19 protein-coding genes are annotated in these 21,386 nt (G+C 57.6%); 10 read left to right on the top strand and 9 right to left on the bottom strand.

All coding sequences use genetic code 11. The features are described from left to right. Window positions 1-104: 104 nt before the first annotated feature. Complete coding sequence (gene kduI, locus FHN83_RS07005; protein WP_039029876.1) at window positions 105-941, top strand: 5-dehydro-4-deoxy-D-glucuronate isomerase; 837 nt, start codon at window positions 105-107, stop codon at window positions 939-941. 61 nt (window positions 942-1,002) lie between these two features. Further along, window positions 1,003-1,764: a 2-dehydro-3-deoxy-D-gluconate 5-dehydrogenase KduD gene (kduD, locus tag FHN83_RS07000; protein WP_039029877.1), complete on the top strand. Its 762-nt coding sequence runs from the start codon at window positions 1,003-1,005 to the stop codon at window positions 1,762-1,764. 105 nt (window positions 1,765-1,869) lie between these two features. On the opposite strand, the gene FHN83_RS06995 is transcribed toward kduD, so the two are convergent. The 6 genes from FHN83_RS06995 to FHN83_RS06970 all read right to left on the bottom strand — a co-directional run bounded on the left by FHN83_RS06995 (window position 1,870) and on the right by FHN83_RS06970 (window position 8,068). Next, on the bottom strand, window positions 1,870-2,997 hold the full coding sequence (locus tag FHN83_RS06995; protein ID WP_139563549.1) for an oligogalacturonate lyase family protein: 1,128 nt from the start codon (window positions 2,995-2,997) through the stop codon (window positions 1,870-1,872). Between the two features lie 67 nt (window positions 2,998-3,064). Continuing rightward, on the bottom strand, window positions 3,065-4,354 hold the full coding sequence (locus FHN83_RS06990) for an ABC transporter substrate-binding protein (RefSeq protein WP_039029879.1): 1,290 nt from the start codon (window positions 4,352-4,354) through the stop codon (window positions 3,065-3,067). 13 nt (window positions 4,355-4,367) lie between these two features. Next, window positions 4,368-5,495, bottom strand: coding sequence for an ABC transporter ATP-binding protein (locus tag FHN83_RS06985; protein WP_039029880.1), 1,128 nt, complete (start codon window positions 5,493-5,495; stop codon window positions 4,368-4,370). A gap of 12 nt (window positions 5,496-5,507) precedes the next feature. Beyond that, window positions 5,508-6,410, bottom strand: a complete 903-nt coding sequence (locus tag FHN83_RS06980; RefSeq protein ID WP_039029881.1) for a carbohydrate ABC transporter permease — start codon at window positions 6,408-6,410, stop codon at window positions 5,508-5,510. Then, window positions 6,403-7,293 (bottom strand): carbohydrate ABC transporter permease, encoded by an 891-nt coding sequence (locus tag FHN83_RS06975; RefSeq protein ID WP_039029882.1) that lies wholly within the window; start codon window positions 7,291-7,293, stop codon window positions 6,403-6,405. The genes FHN83_RS06980 and FHN83_RS06975 overlap by 8 nt, the downstream gene beginning before the upstream one ends. A gap of 451 nt (window positions 7,294-7,744) precedes the next feature. Then, window positions 7,745-8,068 (bottom strand): cupin domain-containing protein, encoded by a 324-nt coding sequence (locus FHN83_RS06970; RefSeq protein WP_114385821.1) that lies wholly within the window; start codon window positions 8,066-8,068, stop codon window positions 7,745-7,747. A gap of 137 nt (window positions 8,069-8,205) precedes the next feature. Here FHN83_RS06970 and FHN83_RS06965 point away from each other — a divergent pair, with 137 nt between their 5' ends. Next, complete coding sequence (locus tag FHN83_RS06965; protein WP_039029884.1) at window positions 8,206-8,898, top strand: aspartate/glutamate racemase; 693 nt, start codon at window positions 8,206-8,208, stop codon at window positions 8,896-8,898. Here FHN83_RS06965 and FHN83_RS06960 read toward each other — a convergent pair. Further along, window positions 8,885-9,823 (bottom strand): LysR family transcriptional regulator, encoded by a 939-nt coding sequence (locus FHN83_RS06960; protein ID WP_138370521.1) that lies wholly within the window; start codon window positions 9,821-9,823, stop codon window positions 8,885-8,887. The two genes, FHN83_RS06965 and FHN83_RS06960, sit on opposite strands and share 14 nt — an antisense overlap. Before the next feature lie 119 nt (window positions 9,824-9,942). On the opposite strand from FHN83_RS06960, the gene lysA reads away from it, so the two are divergent. Further along, window positions 9,943-11,205, top strand: coding sequence for a diaminopimelate decarboxylase (lysA, locus tag FHN83_RS06955; RefSeq protein WP_139563548.1), 1,263 nt, complete (start codon window positions 9,943-9,945; stop codon window positions 11,203-11,205). Here lysA and FHN83_RS06950 read toward each other — a convergent pair. Next, window positions 11,175-12,212, bottom strand: a complete 1,038-nt coding sequence (locus tag FHN83_RS06950) for a LacI family DNA-binding transcriptional regulator (protein WP_139563547.1) — start codon at window positions 12,210-12,212, stop codon at window positions 11,175-11,177. The two genes, lysA and FHN83_RS06950, sit on opposite strands and share 31 nt — an antisense overlap. Before the next feature lie 291 nt (window positions 12,213-12,503). Here FHN83_RS06950 and FHN83_RS06945 point away from each other — a divergent pair, with 291 nt between their 5' ends. The 4 genes from FHN83_RS06945 to FHN83_RS06930 all read left to right on the top strand — a co-directional run bounded on the left by FHN83_RS06945 (window position 12,504) and on the right by FHN83_RS06930 (window position 16,602). Beyond that, window positions 12,504-13,841 (top strand): PTS sugar transporter subunit IIC, encoded by a 1,338-nt coding sequence (locus FHN83_RS06945; protein WP_139563546.1) that lies wholly within the window; start codon window positions 12,504-12,506, stop codon window positions 13,839-13,841. Then, window positions 13,838-15,265 (top strand): glycoside hydrolase family 1 protein, encoded by a 1,428-nt coding sequence (locus tag FHN83_RS06940; protein ID WP_139563545.1) that lies wholly within the window; start codon window positions 13,838-13,840, stop codon window positions 15,263-15,265. Before FHN83_RS06945 ends, FHN83_RS06940 begins: the two co-directional genes overlap by 4 nt. 90 nt (window positions 15,266-15,355) lie before the next feature. Further along, window positions 15,356-16,129, top strand: coding sequence for a GntR family transcriptional regulator (locus tag FHN83_RS06935; protein ID WP_039029890.1), 774 nt, complete (start codon window positions 15,356-15,358; stop codon window positions 16,127-16,129). Continuing rightward, window positions 16,126-16,602 carry a GNAT family N-acetyltransferase gene (locus tag FHN83_RS06930; protein ID WP_039029891.1) on the top strand — a complete coding sequence of 159 codons (477 nt, stop codon included), beginning with the start codon at window positions 16,126-16,128 and terminating at the stop codon, window positions 16,600-16,602. The genes FHN83_RS06935 and FHN83_RS06930 overlap by 4 nt, the downstream gene beginning before the upstream one ends. Here FHN83_RS06930 and galR read toward each other — a convergent pair. Beyond that, window positions 16,563-17,579, bottom strand: coding sequence for an HTH-type transcriptional regulator GalR (gene galR, locus FHN83_RS06925; RefSeq protein ID WP_039029892.1), 1,017 nt, complete (start codon window positions 17,577-17,579; stop codon window positions 16,563-16,565). The genes FHN83_RS06930 and galR overlap by 40 nt on opposite strands. A 423-nt stretch (window positions 17,580-18,002) precedes the next feature. On the opposite strand from galR, the gene aas reads away from it, so the two are divergent. Further along, window positions 18,003-20,162 carry a bifunctional acyl-ACP--phospholipid O-acyltransferase/long-chain-fatty-acid--ACP ligase gene (gene aas / locus FHN83_RS06920; RefSeq protein ID WP_139563544.1) on the top strand — a complete coding sequence of 720 codons (2,160 nt, stop codon included), beginning with the start codon at window positions 18,003-18,005 and terminating at the stop codon, window positions 20,160-20,162. Further along, window positions 20,155-21,348, top strand: coding sequence for a lysophospholipid transporter LplT (lplT, locus tag FHN83_RS06915; protein ID WP_139563543.1), 1,194 nt, complete (start codon window positions 20,155-20,157; stop codon window positions 21,346-21,348). The genes aas and lplT overlap by 8 nt, the downstream gene beginning before the upstream one ends. The last annotated feature ends 38 nt before the right edge of the window (window positions 21,349-21,386 follow it).

The raw sequence follows: 21,386 nt of genomic DNA, 5'->3' as shown, positions 1-21,386 counted from the left end.
TTGAAAACCCATTTCACAGCAGATAATATGTGCCCATCATGAAAACGGAACACCGTTTTGTTAATTATCCAGGCCTTCGGGGCCGATAAATTCTGGAGGTTAATGTGGAAGTCAGACAAAGCATCCACAGCGCGCATGCAAAAACGCTGGATACCCAGGGGCTGCGTGATGAGTTTTTAGTCGAGAAAGTGTTTGTCGCTGATGAATACACCATGGTGTACAGCCACATTGACCGCATCATCGTTGGCGGCATCATGCCGGTTGCCAAAACGGTTTCTGTCGGTGGCGAAGTGGGCAAACAGCTGGGCGTCAGCTTCTTCCTGGAGCGTCGCGAGCTGGGCGTAATTAATATCGGCGGCCCGGGCACCATCACCGTTGACGGTCAGTGCTATGAAATTGGCCATCGCGATGCCCTGTACGTCGGTAAAGGCGCGCAGGAAGTGGTATTCGCCAGCGTCGATAGCAGCAAACCGGCGAAGTTCTACTATAACTGCGCCCCGGCACACACCACGTATCCAACCAAAAAAGTGACCCCGGCAGAAGTTTCTCCGGTCACGCTCGGTGACAACCTCACCAGCAACCGCCGCACCATCAACAAATACTTCGTTCCTGATGTGCTGGAAACCTGCCAGCTCAGCATGGGTCTGACCGAGCTTGAGCCGGGCAACCTGTGGAACACCATGCCGTGCCATACCCACGAGCGCCGCATGGAAGTGTACTTCTACTTCAATATGGAAGAAGACGCCTGCGTATTCCATATGATGGGTCAGCCGCAGGAGACGCGCCATATCGTGATGCATAACGAGCAGGCAGTCATCTCTCCAAGCTGGTCTATTCACTCCGGCGTAGGCACGCGTGCCTATACCTTCATCTGGGGCATGGTAGGTGAAAACCAGGTCTTCGATGATATGGACCACGTTGCCGTTAAGGATCTGCGCTAGTCGCGGACAGTTAAGCATAAACTTGCCTGTTCGTTCAGGCGCTGAAAGATAAGGATTAAAAATGATTCTGGATGCATTTTCTCTGCAGGGTAAAGTTGCGGTTGTCACCGGTTGCGACACTGGCCTCGGCCAGGGCATGGCGGTGGGTCTGGCAGAAGCGGGCTGCGACATCGTGGGTATCAACATCGTTGAGCCGCAGGAGACCATCGAGCGTGTAACCGCGCTGGGCCGCCGTTTCCTGAGCCTGACCGCTGACCTGCGTAAAATCGACGCGATCCCTGAGCTGCTGGATCGTGCGGTGGCTGAATTCGGTAAAATCGACATTCTGGTGAACAACGCCGGTCTGATCCGTCGTGAAGACGCGATCAACTTCAGCGAGCAGGACTGGGACGACGTCATGAACCTGAACATCAAGAGCGTGTTCTTCATGTCTCAGGCGGCCGCGAAGCACTTTATCGCCCAGGGCAACGGCGGCAAGATCATCAACATCGCCTCTATGCTCTCCTTCCAGGGCGGCATCCGTGTGCCGTCTTACACCGCTTCCAAAAGCGGCGTAATGGGCGTAACTCGTCTGCTGGCGAACGAGTGGGCGCAGCACAACATCAACGTCAACGCTATCGCGCCGGGCTACATGGCGACCAACAACACCCAGCAGCTGCGTGCTGATGAAGAGCGTAGCGCGGCAATCCTCGAGCGTATCCCTGCGGGTCGCTGGGGTCTGCCAAGCGATCTGATGGGCCCGGTTGTGTTCCTGGCGTCCGGCGCATCTGACTACATCAACGGCTACACCGTAGCGGTTGACGGCGGCTGGCTGGCGCGTTAATCCAGCGCATTGATAAAAAACCGCTGCCCATGGGCAGCGGTTTTTTTTTGCCTGGCGACGACGCTTTTGTAGGCCGGGTAAGGCGAAGCCGCCACCCGGCTTTTTTCACACCTGCGCCAGATACAGCGCCGGCATGCCTTCTTCATCTGACGTATACAGCACCCACTTATTGTCCGGCGAAAACGACGGATGCGGATGGGTCACCTGACGATCGCCATCCAGCACTTTCCAGCTGGTGTTGTGCTGACAGATGGCGGTCTGCGTCCCTTTTTGAATATCAAACACCCAGATAAAGGGATCGTTGAGGCTGATATCGCCCGTGTTGTGCGGTGCGCCGTCGCCCACGATCAGCGACCCGTCGTGGTTACTCATCAGGTGGGAGCAGGGCGGGATCGCCATCAGCTGGCGATTTTCCAGCGTGGCGGGATCGGCGCTGAACAGATAGCGCTGCGGATCGTTCTCCTTGTGCGCCACGTAATAGAGCGCCGAGCCGTCCGGTACCCAGAATTCGTGGGTAAAACTCTCGCCCTCGGCATGCTGGCGCACCTTACGCAGGTTGCTGCCATCCTCGTTAATCAGCCACATACGGGCATCGATCGCATCGCGCGGCCCTTCGTGACAAAACGCCACGGTGTTGTCGTCAAACGGGCGGTAGATCGGATGCCCGAGCCAGCGTTTTTCCTGCAAAATCACCCGGCGTTCGCCGGTTTGCAGGTCGATATTAATCAGGCGGCATTCCGGGTTAGTGAAGTAAAACGCGCGGAACTTGCTCCAGTCGGTGAGCGGCTGCCAGTCGCTTTTTTTAATCTCAATGCCCACCAGCTTCGTGCAGTCTGAGTTCGCCACCCAGGTGCCATACGCCACCCACTCGTCATCCACCTCATACACCACGTACTCTTCCAGACTCTCGAGATCGACGCGCCGCAGCTCGCGGCTGTTTTTCACGTACCACAGAGAGCGATCGTCTGCGGAGAGAAAGCCGCCAAAGGTGTTATCGCCGGCGCCGTCGGTGAGCTGGGTCGCCTGTTGGCGGGCAATATCCAGCAGGTAGTAGTTCCAGTGCCCTTCGAAGGCACCGCCAAAGATCAGCTTGCTGCCGTCCTGGGTAAAACATTTCTGATAGAAGTAGTTACGGTGACAGATGATGTGCGGCGGCGTCAGGCGGATCACCTCGTGTCCGGTTTCGCTGTCGTGACGGGTCCGAAAACTCAGGGGAATGATTTTTCCTTTCATAGTATGTTCCTTCAGATAAAAAAATACCCCACCGCCTGCGCGGTAGGGTATTGATAACGTAAGAGAATTAGCGCATTGCGCGTTTCAGGATACGTTCAGCCTGACGCTGGAAATCAGCTGCAGTCTCTTCGACGGTTTTCTGGCCATAGTCGATGTACTGCAGAGAAGTACCGAACTGGGCCACGATCTGCGGGTCGTCAAAGTAGGGCGATACGGAGAGTTTGGCTGGCAGAGACTGCGCCAGACGCAGGCCCGCAACCGCCGGATCGTTCTCTTTGATGGTGCCGTCTTCGGTCAGGTATTTCACCGCTACTTTGCTCAGCGGTACGCCACGCTCCAGACCCAGAGTCTCAACGCCTTCTTTACTGTTCAGCAGGAAGTTGATGACTTTCGCTGCCGCTTCCGGGTTCTTGGTAGATTTACCGATAGAGAGCATCTGGGCTGGTTTGAAGAACAGACCGGCATCCGTTGCGCCCGGCAGCATTGGGTAGCTGCCCAGCTCAAGTTTCGCTGGTGGCTTCAGGTTATCGGAGTATTTCTTGATGGTGGAGTTCCACATATAGGTGCCGCCCCATTCACCCTCGATCCACGGCTTCATCTCATACATGTTGCTCTTACCGAACGACGCGTAGTACTTGGTGTCCGGCATTACGTGGCTGTCGATCAGCTTTTTATAGGTCTGGAAGAACTCAACCCACTGCTCTTTGGTGTAGGAGAATTTCTTCGTCTTCTCGTCCACCGCCGGGATGTTGTACTTCTGGATCATGTAAGAGTTCAGCAGCGCCAGGGTATCCTGGTGCTCCAGCACCACCGGGTAGTACTGTTTGCCCAGTTTGCTTTCGAAGGCTTTACCCGCCGCCATCAGCTCATCCCAGGTTTTCGGGTACTCTACGCCCGCTTTTTTCCAGGCTTCATCGTTGAAGTAGAAGACGCGCGCGGTCACGGAGATTGGAATACCGTTCAGCTTGCCGTTCACCGTGGTGGACTGCAGCTCTTTGGGATCGAACTGAGACAGGTCGATCACGTCCTTCATCTTGTTCAGATCGTAGAAGCCGTCGCCGGTTTTCGAGAAGATCGGCAGCCAGTTCCAGTTGGTTTGCATTACGTCCGGCTCGGTGCCGCCCGCAATCTGCGTGGTCAGACGCGACAGGTGACCGTCCCAGCCGGTGTATTCCGACTTAACGTTAATATCCGGGTTCTGTTTGTGGAACTCTTCCAGAGCTTTCAGGGTGACCTGGTGACGGCCGTTGCCGCCCCACCAGGACATACGCAAATCGGTGCTGTCCGCAGCAAAAGTGGGTAGGGCACTCATTCCAAAGGTAGCGGAGATAACGGCGCTTAAAAGCACTTTTTTCATTTTTATAACTCCATTAAAGAGAGATGTTCTGTTCAGTTTTTGCGTCAAAAATATGACACTTATTCATATCGAACTTAAAGTAAACCTTACGGTGAAGACCCTTGTTGATCATAGGTTTAGCTTCATCGGAAGGGATTCGGGCTGTCAGTTCATACTCGCCAACTTTCAGGTACACGAAGAATTCATGGCCCATGTTCTCGGCGCGGACCATTTCGCCGGTGCAGCACCCTTCGGCAAACGGCTCGTCGGAGATAGAGACAAAGTCAGGGCGAATGCCGTAGAAAATGTCCTGGTTGGCGTAGCTGGCGACTTTCTCTTTCAGCTCAGCGCTTAACGGCAGGGTCTGGTTGCCGATGGTCAGCGCCAGCTGACCGTCTTCCTGCACCAGCCTGCTGGCGCGGATGTTCATCTCCGGTGAGCCGATAAAGCCGGCCACGAACATGTTTTTCGGTTTGTGGTACAGGTTGTCCGGGGTATCCACCTGCATGATGTGGCCGAGCTTCATCACGCAGATGCGGTCGCCCATGGTCATCGCTTCGGTCTGATCGTGCGTCACGTAGACGGTGGTCGCCGGTTTGCCGGAGGCCTTGAGCTGCTTGTGCAGGTCGGAGATACGGATACGCATCGACGCACGCAGTTTGGCGTCGAGGTTTGACAGCGGTTCGTCAAAGAGGAACACGTCTGGCTTTTTCACAATCGCACGGCCCACGGCCACACGCTGGGCCTGACCACCGGAGAGCTGGCGCGGCAGACGGTCCAGCAGCTCTTCCAGCTCGAGGATTTTTGCCGCTTCGTTAACCTGGGATTCAATCTGCGCTTTCGGCAGCTTGCTCAGCTTCAGGCCAAAGGCCAGGTTTTCCCGCACGGTCATGTGCGGATAGAGCGCATAGTTCTGGAACACCATCGCAATCCCGCGCTCTTTTGGCGCGAGGTTGTTAACGATCTTTTCGCCGATGCGCACTTCGCCGCCGCTGATGGTCTCCAGACCGGCCAGCATACGCAGGGTGGTGGACTTGGCGCAGCCGGACGGGCCGACGATGACCATGAATTCCCCTTCAGCGATTTTCAGGTCGATAGCATGTACCGCTTTGAAGCCGTTGGAGTAAACCTTTTCCAGTTTGTTGAAGATAACTTCAGCCATGATATTTCCCTCTTAACCTTTAATTCCGCTGCTGGTTACGCCCTGTACGAAGTAGCGCTGTGCCAGGAAGAAGACAATGATGGATGGCAGAATGGAGATGCTCGCCATTGCCAGAATTTCGTTCCACGGCGCACCTTCGGTGACGTCGATGGACATTTTCAGAGCCAGTGCAATCGGGTATTTATCCACGCTGTAGACATAAATCAGCGGCCCGATAAAGTCGTTCATTGACCACATGAACTGGAACAGCGCCACGGAGATGATGGCTGGCTTCAGGATTGGCACGACCACGTACCACAGCACCTGAATGGAGTTACAGCCGTCAATCTGCGCCGCCTCTTCCATGTCACGCGGTACGCCGCGCAGGAACTGGATCAGCATGAAGACGAAGAACCCTTGCGTGGCGAAGGCCAGCGGCAGGTACAGCGGCATATAGCTGTTCAGCATGCCCATTTCACGGAACATCAGGTACTGAGGGATCAGCAGTACGGTGCTTGGCAGCAACATGGTGGTAATCAGCGTCGCGAACCAGAACTTCTTCCACGGGATCTCGAAGCGGGCAAAGCCGTACGCCACGATGGTGGAGGAGATAATGGTCAGGATCACTTTCGGGATCACATACTTAAAGGTGTTCAGCATGTAATGGCCGAAGTTGTACTCGGTACCGGTTTTCCAGCCGTTTACAAAGCCGTCCCAGGTGGCGTGTGCCGGCCACAGGCTCAGGGTGGTGAAGATCTCGTGGTTCGGTTTGAACGACGCCGAGAACATCCACACCAGCGGATAGAGCATCAGCAGGCCAACAAACAGCAGGATCACATAGCGAATGCCGGCACTAATTTTTTCACGACGCTGGGTACGCGCCACTTCACGCTCTGCGATGCTTCTCGCCGTGGAGAGTTGTTGAATATCAGCCATTTTTGCCTCCCTTATCGGCGGAGTAGAAGACCCAGTATTTCGAAGACTTAAAGGCGATAGCGGCAAAGACAGCAACCACCAGGAACAGGATCCAGGCCAGGGCCGCGCCGTAACCCATGTCAAAGTACTTGAATGCGGTGTCGTAGATGTACAGTGAGAACAGGTAGGTGGAGTAGGTTGGTCCACCGCCGGTAATAACATACGGACCGGTAAATTCCTGGAACGCCTGGGTGGTCTGCATGATGAAGTTAAAGAAGATAACCGGGGTGATCAGCGGCACGGTCACTTTCATGAACATCTGCCATTTAGAGGCACCGTCAATCATGGCGGCTTCGTACTGCGACTGCGGTACGTTTTGCAGGGCGGCGAGGAAAATTACCATCGCGGAGCCGAACTGCCACACGCGCAGCAGGGTGACGGACATCAGCGCCAGGGACGGCTCGCCAAGCCAGTTCACCGCGTCAAAACCAAACACGCCAATAAAGCTGTTAAGCAGGCCATCAATGGCGAACAGCGCACGCCACAGAACGGCGATGGCAACGGAGCTGCCGAGAATGGACGGAATATAGTAAGCGGTACGGAAGAAGCCGATGCCGCGCAATTTAAAGTTCAGAACAAAGGCAATACCCAGCGCAAAGGCCAGCTTCAGCGGGATAGTTAAAAATACGTAGGCAAAGGTCACGCCCATGGATTTCCAGAAGAGGGTATCTTCCGTAAACATGTAGCGATAGTTTTCGATGCCGTTAAATACCGGCGGGCTCATCAAGTCATACTCAGTAAAACTGAGGAAGAACGATGAGACAAAGGGGAAGGCGGTGAAAAGTATCAACCCAATTATGTAGGGTGATATCCACGCCAGCCCCAGCATCTTGTTTTCATTCATACATACCTACCTGGTAATTAAGGGTTTAAAACGGAATCTTTACGCCTGGTGCAAGCCGGTGTTTCAATTTTTTAAAACTTATGAACCATCGTTTTCAAATTGTAAAACGTCGTTTTAATTTATTTTATTGCGATTAAAATCCACGTCATTCGATAAATAGTGGAAATGTGATCAAGGTCGAAACAGCGTTTCAATAAGGTGAGATGGGTGGCATTTTTATCGGTTTGCGCGGAATAGCAAGGTGGAGAGAACCGGCTAAACAGAGGACTTTGCTCAGGTATTCTGGAAATTATTGGCGGTAGATACAAACTACTAATATTTGTAGCAAATCTGTAACATGGCAATTAAGCTAGCGAGGATATAATTAACTTGTTGAATGATTAACGGCTGAAATAACGCGAAGTTGCGCCTAAGCAGAAAAAAGGCGATGCCGGAGCATCGCCTTTTTCATTTATTTGAGGAAGTCTTCACGCACCGGCGTAAAGGTATCCAGCAGGGTGCCCGGTTTCAGGCAAACGCAGCCGTGCATAATATGCGGCTCCTTATAAAGCGTGTCCCCGGCGGTGACGACATGTTTCTCTTCACCGATGGTAAATTCGAACTCGCCGGACAAAACATAGGTCAGCTGCTCATGCGGATGGTTATGCATTGGGCCAACGGCGCCCTGTTCAAAATTAACCTCAACCGCCATCATTTTGCCGTCGTGCGCCAGAATGCGGCGCGTCACGCCGTTACCCAGATCTTCAAGCTGCGTCTCTTTGTGGAAAATAAACATGCTCATGTCCTGTTATATAGTGAAACATCGTTTCATTTAATTTATCCCAGAGAGGGCTAAAAGGAAATGTCGAACCAGAGAACTGGAAACTCGATCACAAGTTTGCTTCACTGGATGAAACCGGAAAGGAGAGCACGATGAAAACGATTGGCCTGTTGGGGGGAATGAGCTGGGAGTCCACCATTCCATATTATCGTCTGATCAACGAAGGGGTAAAACAGCGCCTCGGGGGATTACATTCGGCGAGCCTGCTGCTGCACAGCGTCGATTTCCATGAGATCGAAGCCTGCCAGTCCAGCGGCGACTGGGAAAAGGCCGGGGAGATCCTGGCGACTGCGGCGCTGGGCCTTCAGGGAGCAGGGGCGCAGGCCATTCTGCTCTGTACCAATACCATGCACAAAGTCGCGGAGCAGATTGAAACCCGCTGTTCGCTGCCGTTCCTGCATATCGCCGATGCCACGGGCCGGGCGATCACGGCGGCGGGCATGAACCGCGTGGCGCTGCTTGGCACGCGCTACACCATGGAGCAGGATTTCTACCGCGGGCGACTGACGGCGCAGTACGGCATTGAGAGCCTGATCCCGGACGAAGCGGACCGGGCGCGTATCAATCAGATTATCTTCGACGAGCTCTGCCTCGGCACCTTCAGCGAGGCGTCACGCCGTTACTATCTTGAGGTGATCCAGAAACTGGCCGATCGGGGGGCACAGGGGGTGATCTTCGGCTGCACCGAGATTGGCCTGCTGGTTCCGGCGGATGAGAGCCCGATCCCGGTGTTTGATACCGCCGCGATCCACGCCGCCGATGCGGTGGAATTTATGCTTTCGTAACGGGCGAGGCCAGCAGCTGCTCCAGCGGGCCGGTGAGGGCCGCCAGCCCCTGTTGCAGATGCGCGCTGAAGGCGTCCACCAGCGCCGAGGCCGGGCGGTGCAGGGGGCGGATCAGGCTCACCGTAAACGGCACCGAAATACTGAAGCGACGGATCACAATTCCGCTGTCGGCATAATCCAGCGCCGTCAGCGGGTTCACCACCGAAATCCCTACTCCCGCCCGCACCATGGCGCAGATTGATGCCGCGCTGTGGGTCTCCACCACCATCCGGCGTTTCACCTGATGCTCGGCAAAAAGCTGATCCAGCAGCTGCCGGTAACTGTCGGTGCGCGACAGGCTGATGTAGTTCTCGCCCTGAAAATCCCCCGGCGTCAGCACCGCTTTTTCAGCCAGCGGATGTCCTGCAGGCAGGACGCACACCTCATCTAACGACAGCAGCTCGTGGCGGGCAGTACCCGCCGGGGTGGCGAGGGTTTCGGTCAGGCCGAGATCGTGGCGCTGGGCCGAGAGCCACTCCTCCAGCAGGGGGGACTCCTGCGGCACGATGGTGAGATTCACGTCCGGGTAGCGGGCGAGGAACGGCTGCAGCAGGGCAGGCAGGAATGACTGGGAGAAGACCGGCAGGCAGACGATGGAGAGCTCCCCCTGGCGAAACTCGCGCAGGCTGTCGGCGGCGCTGACGATGCGATCCAGCCCGTACCAGGAGCGCTGCACCTCCTCGAACAGACGCAGCCCCTGCACCGTGGGGTGCAAACGCCCGCGCGTGCGTTCAAACAGCGTCAGGCCGATCACCTTCTCGAAGCGCGCCAGCTCGCGGCTCACCGTCGGCTGGGAGGTGTGCAGCAGACGCGCGGCTTCGGTCAGATTCCCCGCCGTCATCACGGCATGAAAAATCTCAATATGGCGTAAATTCACAGCGGGCATGGCGGCGACCTTGTTGAGCTAATCCATATCATTTTTGCATAGACTGGCGATAAAACGATATTTTTTATTCTCTTCGCGCTGTGGCGTAATCATAAAAAATTGAATTCCCGGAGAGCACCATGCCACGCCCGCTGAACAACACCGATACCTGCCTCAATGCCGACAATCTGCTGCGCCTGCCTGCGGAGTTTGGCTGCCCCGTCTGGGTTTACGACGCGCAGATTATTCGCGACAAGATTGCGGCCCTGCATCAGTTTGACGTGGTGCGTTTTGCCCAGAAAGCCTGCTCCAACATCCATATTCTGCGCCTGATGCGTGAGCAGGGCGTGAAGGTCGACTCCGTGTCGCTGGGTGAAATCGAGCGTGCGCTGGCGGCGGGCTATGATCCAAAGGCCGACAGCGATGCGATTGTCTTTACCGCTGACCTGATCGACAGCGCCACCCTGGCCCGGGTGCACGAGCTGCAGATCCCGGTCAACGCCGGTTCCGTGGACATGCTGGAACAGCTGGGTCAGGTTTCGCCGGGCCACCGCGTCTGGCTGCGCGTTAACCCGGGCTTTGGTCACGGCCACAGCCAGAAGACCAACACCGGCGGCGAGAACAGCAAACACGGCATCTGGTACAGCGATCTGCCTGCCGCGCTGGAGGTTCTGCAGCGCTACAGCCTGAAGCTGGTGGGAATTCATATGCACATCGGCTCCGGCGTGGACTACGGTCACCTTGAGCAGGTGTGCGGCGCGATGGTGCGCCAGGTGGTTGAGTTTGGTCAGGATCTGGAGGCGATCTCCGCCGGTGGCGGGCTGTCGATCCCGTATCGCGAAGGGGAAGAGGCGATCGATACCGATCACTACTACGGCCTGTGGAACGGCGCGCGCGACAAAATTGCCGCCCATCTGGGCCATGCGGTGAAGCTGGAGATCGAACCGGGCCGCTTCCTGGTGGCGGAATCCGGCGTGCTGGTATCCCAGGTGCGCAGCGTGAAGGCGATGGGCAGCCGTCACTTCGTGTTGATCGACGCGGGCTTCAACGATCTGATGCGCCCGGCGATGTACGGCAGCTATCACCACATTACGGCGCTGGCCGCCGACGGCCGCGATTTAACCCAGGCTGATTTAGTGGAAACGGTGGTCGCCGGTCCGCTGTGCGAATCCGGGGATGTGTTTACCCAGCAGGAGGGCGGGAAAGTGGAAACCCGCGCGCTGCCACCGGTCGTACCGGGTGATTACCTGGTGCTGCACGATACCGGCGCGTACGGCGCGTCCATGTCATCCAACTACAACAGCCGTCCGCTGCTGCCGGAAGTGCTGTTTGATAACGGCGTGGCGCGTCTGATCCGCCGCCGCCAGACCATTCAGGAACTGCTCGCTCTCGAACTGTTCTGATCGAACCAGGGTCCCGTCGCCACCGAATCGCGTAACACCAGCGTGCCGGTAAAGGGCGGGATCGCTTCGATCGGCTCGCTTTTGACCAGCCGGATGGCCTGATCGATAGCGGTCGTGATCATGTTATCGATAGGCAGATAGACGGTTGAGAGCGCCGGTTCCAGCCACTTCGCGCACGGCGCGTCATCGAAGCCGAACAGCGACACATCTTCAGGAATGCGCAGCCCCGCCTGGTGCAGCGCTTTCGACGAGCCCAGCGCCATATCGTCGTTACAGGCAAACAGGGCGCTGAACGGCACCTTCTCGTTCAGCAGCTCCTGACACAGCTCGTACCCGCGCGTCATCCCCGAATCGCCATACTTTACCCGGTTCTCATCCCAGGGAATGCCGTGCTTTTCCAGTGCCTGGCGATAGCCCATCAGCCGCGCCTTGCCGGTAGGGGTGTGGATCGGCACGGTCATGCAGGCGATCTCCCGGTGCCCCTGGCTTATCAGATACTCCACCGCGTTGAAGGCCGCCTCCTGCTGCTCGAAGAACACGCAGCGCTCCCGCGCCTGGCTGACGTCACGGTTGATGACGATAAGCGGCATCTGCACGCTGTCGATGAGCTTCATGATCGCTTTTTCGCTCATATAGCGGGTGTAGAGCACGATGGCATCGCACTGGCGGTCGGCCAGCATCTGCACCGCTTCCTCTTCCCGCTCCGGGGTGTCGTGACCGTCGGTGACAATCAGCTGCTTCCCGTGCGTTTCTGTCTGTCGGGAGGCCTGCTGCAGCAGGCGACCAAAGTAAAAACCGTCAAAGGTCGAGACCACCAGACCAATGCTGTTGCTGGTCCGGTTCGCCAGGGATCGCGCCAGGAAGTTGGGACGATAGCCCAGCTCTTCCATCGCGTTAAACACCTGCTGACGGGTGCTCTCTTTTACCTGACCTGTGCCGTTCAGTACGCGCGACACCGTGGCTTTCGACACGCCCGCGCGCAGTGAGACATCCAGCATTGTTGCCATTCGTTATTCCTGCTTCCACGTTATGCACCGAAGTTTATCACAGACGTTCAGGGGCATAAGCCGGGCGGGAGAGGGAAAACCCCCATCAGGATCACGCTTTCTGGTTACGGGTAGCGTACCGGACAAAAGTGGCATACCAAAGTGGCGATAATTCACACTCCGGGATACCTCTTGCGGCGTTGGGAGCTTAATCACAGAACAAATCTTCACCAGAAGCTATTTTTGGTATGCCAATAGAAGCCGGCTGAACACCTTATCCCAATAAAGGCCCTTTTACTGAGGTATTACCCCATGGCATTACAGGAAAAACTGATCAACTCTCTGGGCAGTTTCGCCACGAAGTTCAACAGTTATCGCTATATCATGGCGATAAAGTCCGCCTTCATCACCTTAATGCCGGTCATCATTGTTGGCGCATTTTCGGTGCTGATCTCCAACATGGTGCTGGATCCAAAGAACGGCTTAGCCAGTTTCCAGTCGCTCTCTTTTCTGGCCGCGCTGAAACCCATCACCAGCGCCCTGAACTACGCCACGCTTAACTTCCTCAATATCGGGGCCGTGTTCCTGATCGGTATTGAGCTCGGGCGTATTAACGGCATCAAATCGCTGTTCCCCGGCCTGCTGGCGGTGATCTGCTTTATCTGCGTAACCCCCACTACCGTTGAGATGATGGTTGATGGCGAAATGCACATGGTCAAAGATGTGCTCCTGCGCCAGTTCTCTGATACCCGCAGCCTGTTCCTCGGCATGTTTATCGCCATCCTGTCGGTGGAGATTTACTGCTGGCTGGAGGGGCGTCCGGGACTGAAAATCAAGATGCCGGACACCGTCCCTCCTAACGTGTCGGCCTCTTTCTCGGCGCTGATCCCGGCGATCATCACCACCACCACCATCGCCACCTTCGGCTTTGTGTTCCATCAGGTCACCGGCATGTACCTCTACGATGCGGTATACCAGGTGGTGCAGCAGCCGCTGGAGCGCGTAGTGCAAAGCCTGCCGGGCATTCTGCTGCTGATGTTCGTCGCCCAGCTGTTCTGGGTGATTGGGATCCACGGCAATCAGATGATCAAACCGATCCGCGAGCCGCAGCTGCTGGGGGCGATCACCGTCAACATGAGCGCCTTTGAGCAGGGCAAAGAGATCCCGAACATTATCACCATGCCGTTCTGGGATGTGTACATGAGCATCGGCGGTTCGGGCTTAACCATCGGCCTGCTGATCGCGGTGATGATCGGCACCAAACGCAAAGAGATGAAGGAGATCGCCAAGCTCTCTATTGGCCCGGGGATCTTTAACATCAACGAGCCGGTGATCTTCGGTATGCCAATCATGCTCAACCCGATTCTGGCGATCCCGTTCATCATCACCCCGCTGGTGACCGGCTCCATCGGCTACTTCGCCACCGTCACCGGTTTTGCCGGCAAAGCCGTGGTGATGGTGCCCTGGACCACGCCGCCGCTGATCAACGCCTGGCTCTCAACCGCTGGTTCGATGGGGGCGGTGATCACCCAGGGTATCTGCATCATCACCGCCGTGCTTATCTATCTGCCGTTCGTGAAGATCGCATCACGCCGTGCGGAACAGGCCGCGATTCAGGCCGCAAATCAGGAGGCGACGAATAACGCATGAGCATTAAAAAGATGACTATCCCCGGGGACTTTATCCTCGGGGCGGCGGCCTCCGCCTGGCAAACCGAGGGCTGGAGCGGCAAAAAAGCCGGGCAGGACTCCTGGATCGACCTCTGGTACAAAAACGATCGTCAGGTGTGGCATAACGGCTACGGCCCGGCGGTGGCGACCGATTTCATCAACCGTTTCCGTGAAGACGTGGCGCTGATGAAGCAGGCCGGGCTGACCCACTACCGCACCTCCATCAACTGGTCGCGTTTTCTCACCGACTATGAAAACGCGACGGTGGATGAGGAGTACGCCGCGTATTACGACGCCCTGTTCGCCGAGATGCACCGTCAGGGCATTGAGCCGATGATCTGCCTCGAACACTACGAGCTGCCGGGGACCCTGCTGGAAACCTACGGCGGCTGGGCATCGAAGCACGTGGTGGAGCTGTTCACCCGCTACGCCGAAAAGGTCTTTGCCCGCTATCACCATGTGGTGACGCGCTGGTTTACCTTTAACGAGCCGATTGTGGTCCAGACCCGGGTCTACCTTGACGCCCTGCGCTGGCCCTATGAGCAGAATACCCACACCTGGATGCAGTGGAACCACCACAAGGTGCTGGCGACGGCGAAGGTGGTGAAGTTGTTCCGCGAGAAGGGTTATCGCGGCACGGTGGGCTGCATTCTTAACCCGGAAGTGACCTATCCCCGTTCCCGCGCCGCCCACGACGTAAAGGCCGCGGGGATTTATGACCTGTTCTACAACCGGGTGTTCCTCGATCCGCTGGTGCACGGTCGCTATCCGCAGGAGCTGTTCACCCTGCTGGAAAAACATCAGGTGCAGTGGGAGTACAGCGAGGACGAGCTGGCCCTGATTGCCGCCAACACCGTCGATGAACTGGGGATCAACCTCTATTACCCGCACCGGGTGAAGGCCCCGTCCCGGGCCTGGCATCCTGACACGCCGTTCCATCCGGCGTACTACTACGAGCCGTTTGAGCTCCCGGGGCGGCGGATGAACACCTCCCGCGGGTGGGAGATCGCCCCGCGCATCATTTACGACATGGCGATGCGCATCAAAAACGACTACCGCAACATCAACTGGTTCGTTGCTGAAAGCGGAATGGGGGTCGAAAACGAAGGCCAGTACCGCAACAGCGACGGGGTGATTGAGGATAACTACCGCATTAACTTCATCAGCGAACATCTTTACTACACGCTGCTGGCGCGGGAGGAGGGGGCCAACTGTCACGGCTACATGCTGTGGGCCTTCACCGATAACGTCTCGCCGATGAACGCCTTTAAAAACCGCTACGGTCTGATTGAGATCGATCTGGCGAACAATCGTGCCCGACGCGCCAAAAAATCGGCCAGCTGGTTCCGGCAACTGCGCGATGAGTGCGTGCTGACCCTGACCATCGACGATGAATGGAAGTAGGCGAAGATCGCGACGATTCTGCTAACATAGTGCCCTAACTGGCCGGGAGGATGCCCGGCCCGCGCATTAACTCAGAGTACAGGTGATAACGTGGATAAGGCTGTCGTCCCGGCGGAAAAGAAGCAGTACCAGGAGATTGGCGAGGATTTACGCGCCCAGATCATCCAGGGGCACTATCCCGTGGGCTCACGTCTGCCGCCGGAGCGCAATATCGCGGAAACCTACGGCGTCAGCCGTACCATCGTGCGTGAGGCGCTGCTGATGCTGGAGCTGCAGGGCACCGTGGATATTCGCCAGGGTTCCGGGGTCTACGTTATGCGCATCCCCGAAGAGCACGAGAACGAGGAAGAGCGCCTGTTAACAAGCGACGTCGGCCCGTTCGAGATCCTGCAGGCGCGCCAGCTGCTGGAAAGCAACATTGCCGCCTTTGCCGCGAAGATGGCGACCCGGGCAGACATCGACAACCTGCGACGCATCATCGAGCAGGAGCAGCGGGCCATCGCCGCCAACGATAATAGCCAGGACAACAGCAAGATGTTCCATCTGGTGCTGGCGGGGGCCACGCAGAATCAGATGCTGCTGGCGACCGTCGAAAGCGTCTGGCACAACATGGACAGCAGCCCGCTCTGGCAGCAGTTTAATGCCCACATTGCCAGCCGGGCGTACCGCCTGAAGTGGCTGGGCGACCGTCAGACCATTCTCGCCGCCCTGCGCCGTCGCGACGTGATGGGGGCCTGGCAGGCGATGTTCCAGCATCTGGAAAATGTCAAAAAGAGCCTGCTGGAGCTCTCCGACGAGGACGCCCCGGACTTTGACGGTTATCTGTTTGATTCGGTACCTATTTTTCAGGGGAAGCCGGTGTGAATATCCAGCCGCTGTACGCCGCCCCGCAGCACGCGGAGCAGGTGATCGACTGGCAGTGGCAGGCCTTTGGCGACGGCGTGCCGCGCGCGTTTTTCGAAAGCATTGTGAACCACAGCCAGACCCCTGGCGCGCTGCCGCTCACCTTTATTGCCACCGAGGGCGAACGCCTGCTCGGCACGGTGGGGCTATGGCGCTGCGATCTAATCACTCGCCAGGATCTCTGTCCCTGGCTGGCGGCGCTGTACGTTGACGACGCCGCGCGCGGGCAGGGGCTGGCGGGGAAATTACAGCGGCACGTTCAAGCCCATGCCGCAGGGCTCGGGTATCGCGAGCTGCATCTCTGGTCCGCCTGCCGCGATTTTTATGAGCGCTACGGCTGGCACTACATCGGCGACGGTCTGGAATACCCGGACAAAACCGTGCATCTCTACCGCTATTCGCTGGCCGACTCGGCCGGCGGCACAACGGAGTGACGACGCACCAGCGTCGGGCTGAAGAGGTGGGTGATTTCCGGCGGCTGGCGTTTATCCGCCAGGGATAGCGCGAGCTCCGCCGCCTGCGTCGCCATGGTGACGATAGGGTAGCGCACCGTGGTCAGGCGCGGTCGCACGTAGCGCGAGATCAGAATGTCATCGAAGCCGATCAGCGAAATATCCCCCGGCACGTCAATCCCGTTATCGTTCAGCACCCCCATCGCCCCGGCGGCCATCGAGTCGTTGTAACAGGCGATCGCCGTAAAGTTACGTCCGCGCCCCAGCAGCTCGGTCATCGCCTGCTCGCCGCCGCGCTCGTCGGGTTCCCCGTAGGTGACCAGGCGATCGTTGCAGGGAATGTCGTTTTCGCGCAGCGCATCGTAGTAACCCTGTAGCCGGTCTTCGGCGTCGGAAATGGGATGGTTAGAGCAGAGGTAGCCGATGCGGGTATGCCCCTGTTGGATCAAGTGTCGGGTGGCAAGCCAGGCGCCATAGCGATCGTCCAGCGCCACGCAGCGCTGCTCGTAGCCGGGAATAATGCGGTTCACAATCACCATGCCGGGGATCTGCTTCATCAGATGCACCAGCTCCTCATCCGACAGCTTTTTGGCATGCACCACCAGCGCCGCGCAACGATGGCGGATCAGCTGTTCAATCGCCTGCCGCTCTTTCTGCTCATTGTGGTAGCCATTGCCGATCAGCAGGAAGTTGCCGGTCTGGTAGGCCACCTGCTCGACGGCTTTCACCATCGCGCCGAAAAAGGGATCGGAGACATCGCCCACCACCAGCCCGACGGTATCGGTGGACTGCTGAGCCAGCGCGCGGGCGTTAGCGTTGGGGTGATAGTTCAGGGACTCCATGGCGGTCAGCACCGCCTGGCGGGAGGTTTCACTGGCTTTAGGGGAGTTATTGATAACGCGCGAAACCGTGGCGACGGAAACACCCGCCATTCGGGCCACATCCTTAATAGTCGCCATTCTCTACCTTCTTGTTGGGGTAAGCGTTTACACATCAAATAGTGTTGCGGAAAAGTGAGGTGTATTCAAGCGCAGGGCGGTGAGGCAATTCACAAAGGTGATAAACGTAATCTGAAAGTGTGTAATCGTTACACAGCGAAGCGTGACAGACGCGGGTGAATTTGAATCTTTGGTTACACTTTGCCTCAGGCTGTTGCGATTGTCTGCTGGCAGGGAATTAACCCCCGTTGCTACAGTTGAGATCCCAGAGGTATTGATTGGTGAGAATTCTTAGTACGTACTGCGTACTCATCTCTTGCACCAACCTGCGCAGATGCGCAGGTTTTTTTTTGTCTCTATCCGGCTGTCGCTCCCACCGCACTTCTCGTGTAATCTGCCACAATTTACCGTAACCCTACTCATTGAAAGGCAAAGGAAGTTGACATGCTATTTGGGTTTTTCCGCACCTTATTTCGAATTCTGTTTCGCGTCCGTCTGACTGGCGACACCCTGGCACTGCACGCGGAACGTGTTCTTATTACTCCTAACCACGTCTCCTTTATAGACGGCATTCTGCTGGCGCTCTTTTTACCCGTGCGCCCGGTGTTTGCGGTCTACACCTCTGTGAGCCAGCAGTGGTACATGCGCTGGCTGACAAAACTCATTGATTTCGTTCCGCTCGACCCGACCAAACCGATGATGATCAAACATCTGGTGCGTCTGATTGGGCAGGGGCGTCCGGTGGTGATCTTCCCGGAAGGGCGGATCTCGATCACCGGCTCGCTGATGAAAATCTATGACGGCGCAGGCTTTGTGGCGGCGAAATCCGGGGCGACGGTAGTGCCGCTGCGTATTGAAGGCGCGGAGCTTACCTTTTTCAGCCGCCTGAAAGGGCTGGTAAAACAGCGCATGTTCCCGCGCATCACCCTGCACCTGCTGCCACCAACCACCCTGCCGATGCCCGACGCGCCACGCGCCCGCGACCGGCGTAAAATCGCCGGTGAGATGCTGCATCAGGTCATGATGGAAGCCCGGATGGCGGTGCGCCCGCGCGAAACGCTGTATGAATCGCTGCTGTCGGCGATGTACCGTTACGGGGCGAAGAAGAACTGCATCGACGACATTAATTTTGCCCCCGATACCTATCGCAAGCTATTGACCAAAACGCTGTTTGTTGGCCGTATCCTTGAGAAATACAGCCAGCAAGGGGAGAAGATCGGCCTGATGTTGCCAAACGCAGGGATTAGCGCGGCAGTTATTTTTGGTGCCGTCTCCCGCGGACGTATTCCGGCGATGCTCAACTACACCGCAGGGGTGAAAGGGCTCAGTAGCGCCATCACCGCCGCGCAGATCAACACCGTGTTCACCTCCCGCACCTTCCTCGATAAAGGCAAACTCTGGCATCTGCCGGAGCAGCTCACCCAGGTGCGCTGGGTATTCCTCGAAGATCTTAAGGCGGAAGTAACCACCGGTGACAAGCTGTGGATTTTTGCCCACCTGCTGGCGCCGCATCTGGCGCAGGTGAAGCAGCAGCCGGAAGATGCGGCCGTGATCCTGTTTACCTCCGGCTCGGAGGGGAATCCGAAAGGGGTGGTTCACAGCCATAAAAGCCTGCTGGCTAACGTCGAACAGATTAAAACCATCGCCGATTTTACTGCCCGGGATCGCTTTATGTCGGCGCTGCCGCTGTTCCACTCCTTTGGCCTGACGGTGGGGCTGTTCACGCCGCTGCTGACCGGTGCCGAAGTGTTCCTCTACCCGAGCCCGCTGCACTACCGCATCGTGCCGGAGCTGACCTACGATCGGAACTGCACGGTGATCTTCGGCACCTCGACGTTCCTCGGCAACTACGCCCGCTTTGCCAATCCGTATGATTTCCATCGCGTGCGCTACGTGGTGGCCGGGGCGGAAAAACTGCAGGAGAGCACCCGCCAGCTGTGGCAGGACAAGTTTGGCCTGCGCATTCTGGAAGGCTACGGCGTGACCGAGTGCGCGCCGGTGGTCTCCATTAACGTGCCGATGGCGGCAAAACCCGGCACCGTCGGGCGCATTCTGCCGGGGATGGACGCGCGTCTGCTGGCCGTACCGGGTATTGAAGAGGGCGGACGCCTGCAACTGAAAGGGCCGAACGTCATGAACGGCTACCTGCGGGTGGAAAACCCGGGGGTGCTGGAAGCGCCGACGGCGGAAAACATCAACGGCGAAGTGGAAACCGGCTGGTACGACACCGGCGATATCGTGCGCTTTGATGAGCAGGGCTACGTGCAGATCCAGGGCCGCGCCAGGCGCTTCGCCAAAATCGCCGGTGAAATGGTGTCGCTGGAGATGGTCGAACAGCTGGCGATGGCCGTATCGCCTGACAAAATGCACGCCACCGCGGTGAAAGCCGATGCCAGCAAAGGTGAAGCGCTGGTGCTCTTTACCAGCGACAGCGAGTTGAAACGCGAGCAGCTTCTGCAGCATGCGCGTGAACATGGCATCCCTGAGCTGGCCGTGCCGCGCGATATTCGTTATCTCAAGCAACTTCCGGTATTGGGCAGCGGTAAACCGGACTTTGTCACTCTCAAAGGCATGGTTGATCAGGCGGAGTCGCATAATGAGTGAGTCAGTATCCACTAACACCTCCATCTGGTCGAGAGGGATGATGGCGGTCACCGCCGCCCAATTCCTCTCTGCCTTTGGTGATAACGCGCTGCTGTTTGCCACTCTGGCGCTGCTGAAATCTCAGTTTTATCCGGACTGGAGCCAGCCGATCCTGCAGATGGTGTTTGTGGGCGCTTACATCATTTTTGCCCCCTTTGTCGGCCAGGTGGCGGACAGCTTCGCCAAAGGGCGGGTGATGATGTTTGCCAACAGCCTGAAACTGCTGGGGGCGGCCAGCATCTGCTTCGGCGTGAATCCGTTCATTGGCTACACGCTGGTGGGGATCGGAGCGGCCTCCTACTCACCGGCCAAGTACGGCATCCTGGGGGAGCTCACCACCGGGGATAAGCTGGTTAAAGCTAACGGGCTGATGGAGGCCTCGACCATTGCGGCGATCCTGCTGGGTTCGATGGCGGGCGGCGTGCTGGCCGACTGGCACGTGCTGGCGGCGCTGGGCGTTTGCGCCCTGATGTATGCCGGGGCGGTGATCGCCAACCTGTTTATCCCGAAACTGCCGGCGGCGCGTCCGGGACAGTCCTGGCGCTTTACGCCGATGACCGCCAGCTTCTTTAACGCCTGCCGCGTGCTGTGGCATAACGGTGAAACCCGCTTCTCGCTGCTGGGAACCAGCATGTTCTGGGGTGCGGGCGTCACGCTGCGCTTCCTGCTGGTGCTGTGGGTGCCGACGGCGCTGGGGATCACCGATAACGCCACGCCAACCTATCTCAACGCCATGGTGGCGGTGGGGATCGTGTTGGGCGCCGGGGCGGCGGCAAAACTGGTGACGCTGCAAAACGTGGCCCGCTGCATGCCCGCCGGGATCCTGATTGGTGTGATGGTACTGATCTTTGCCCTGCAACATGCGCTGTTACCCGCCTATGCGCTGCTGTTCCTGATGGGGATCTGCGGCGGCTTCTTTGTGGTGCCGCTGAATGCGCTGCTGCAGGAGCGCGGGAAGCATACCGTCGGGGCAGGGAACGCCATTGCAGTGCAAAACCTCGGCGAAAACGCCGCCATGCTGCTGATGCTTGGGCTTTACTCGCTGGCGGTAAAAGTGGGTGTGCCGGTGGTGGGCATTGGCGTCGGGTTTGGCGGCCTGTTTGCGCTGGCGATTGCGGCACTGTGGGTGTGGCAGCGTCGGCGGTGATTTTGACCTTGTAGGCCCGGCAAGCAAAGCGCCGCCGG

This window comes from Leclercia adecarboxylata (assembly GCF_006171285.1).
Taxonomy (GTDB): domain Bacteria; phylum Pseudomonadota; class Gammaproteobacteria; order Enterobacterales; family Enterobacteriaceae; genus Enterobacter; species Enterobacter barmai.
Note: the sequence above shows the minus strand (reverse complement) of the source record. Positions and strands in the feature narration are given on the sequence as shown.

What these genes read in the sequence shown, in the direction of transcription:
- kduD (WP_039029877.1), top strand. Translation starts at nt 1,003, where the DNA reads ATGATTCTGGATGCATTTTCTCTGCAGGGTAAAGTTGCGGTTGTCACC.
- FHN83_RS06995 (WP_139563549.1), bottom strand. Translation starts at nt 2,997, where the DNA reads ATGAAAGGAAAAATCATTCCCCTGAGTTTTCGGACCCGTCACGACAGC.
- FHN83_RS06990 (WP_039029879.1), bottom strand. Translation starts at nt 4,354, where the DNA reads ATGAAAAAAGTGCTTTTAAGCGCCGTTATCTCCGCTACCTTTGGAATG.
- FHN83_RS06985 (WP_039029880.1), bottom strand. Translation starts at nt 5,495, where the DNA reads ATGGCTGAAGTTATCTTCAACAAACTGGAAAAGGTTTACTCCAACGGC.
- FHN83_RS06980 (WP_039029881.1), bottom strand. Translation starts at nt 6,410, where the DNA reads ATGGCTGATATTCAACAACTCTCCACGGCGAGAAGCATCGCAGAGCGT.
- FHN83_RS06975 (WP_039029882.1), bottom strand. Translation starts at nt 7,293, where the DNA reads ATGAATGAAAACAAGATGCTGGGGCTGGCGTGGATATCACCCTACATA.
- FHN83_RS06970 (WP_114385821.1), bottom strand. Translation starts at nt 8,068, where the DNA reads ATGTTTATTTTCCACAAAGAGACGCAGCTTGAAGATCTGGGTAACGGC.
- FHN83_RS06965 (WP_039029884.1), top strand. Translation starts at nt 8,206, where the DNA reads ATGAAAACGATTGGCCTGTTGGGGGGAATGAGCTGGGAGTCCACCATT.
- FHN83_RS06960 (WP_138370521.1), bottom strand. Translation starts at nt 9,823, where the DNA reads ATGCCCGCTGTGAATTTACGCCATATTGAGATTTTTCATGCCGTGATG.
- lysA (WP_139563548.1), top strand. Translation starts at nt 9,943, where the DNA reads ATGCCACGCCCGCTGAACAACACCGATACCTGCCTCAATGCCGACAAT.
- FHN83_RS06950 (WP_139563547.1), bottom strand. Translation starts at nt 12,212, where the DNA reads ATGGCAACAATGCTGGATGTCTCACTGCGCGCGGGCGTGTCGAAAGCC.
- FHN83_RS06945 (WP_139563546.1), top strand. Translation starts at nt 12,504, where the DNA reads ATGGCATTACAGGAAAAACTGATCAACTCTCTGGGCAGTTTCGCCACG.
- FHN83_RS06940 (WP_139563545.1), top strand. Translation starts at nt 13,838, where the DNA reads ATGAGCATTAAAAAGATGACTATCCCCGGGGACTTTATCCTCGGGGCG.
- galR (WP_039029892.1), bottom strand. Translation starts at nt 17,579, where the DNA reads ATGGCGACTATTAAGGATGTGGCCCGAATGGCGGGTGTTTCCGTCGCC.
- aas (WP_139563544.1), top strand. Translation starts at nt 18,003, where the DNA reads ATGCTATTTGGGTTTTTCCGCACCTTATTTCGAATTCTGTTTCGCGTC.
- lplT (WP_139563543.1), top strand. Translation starts at nt 20,155, where the DNA reads ATGAGTGAGTCAGTATCCACTAACACCTCCATCTGGTCGAGAGGGATG.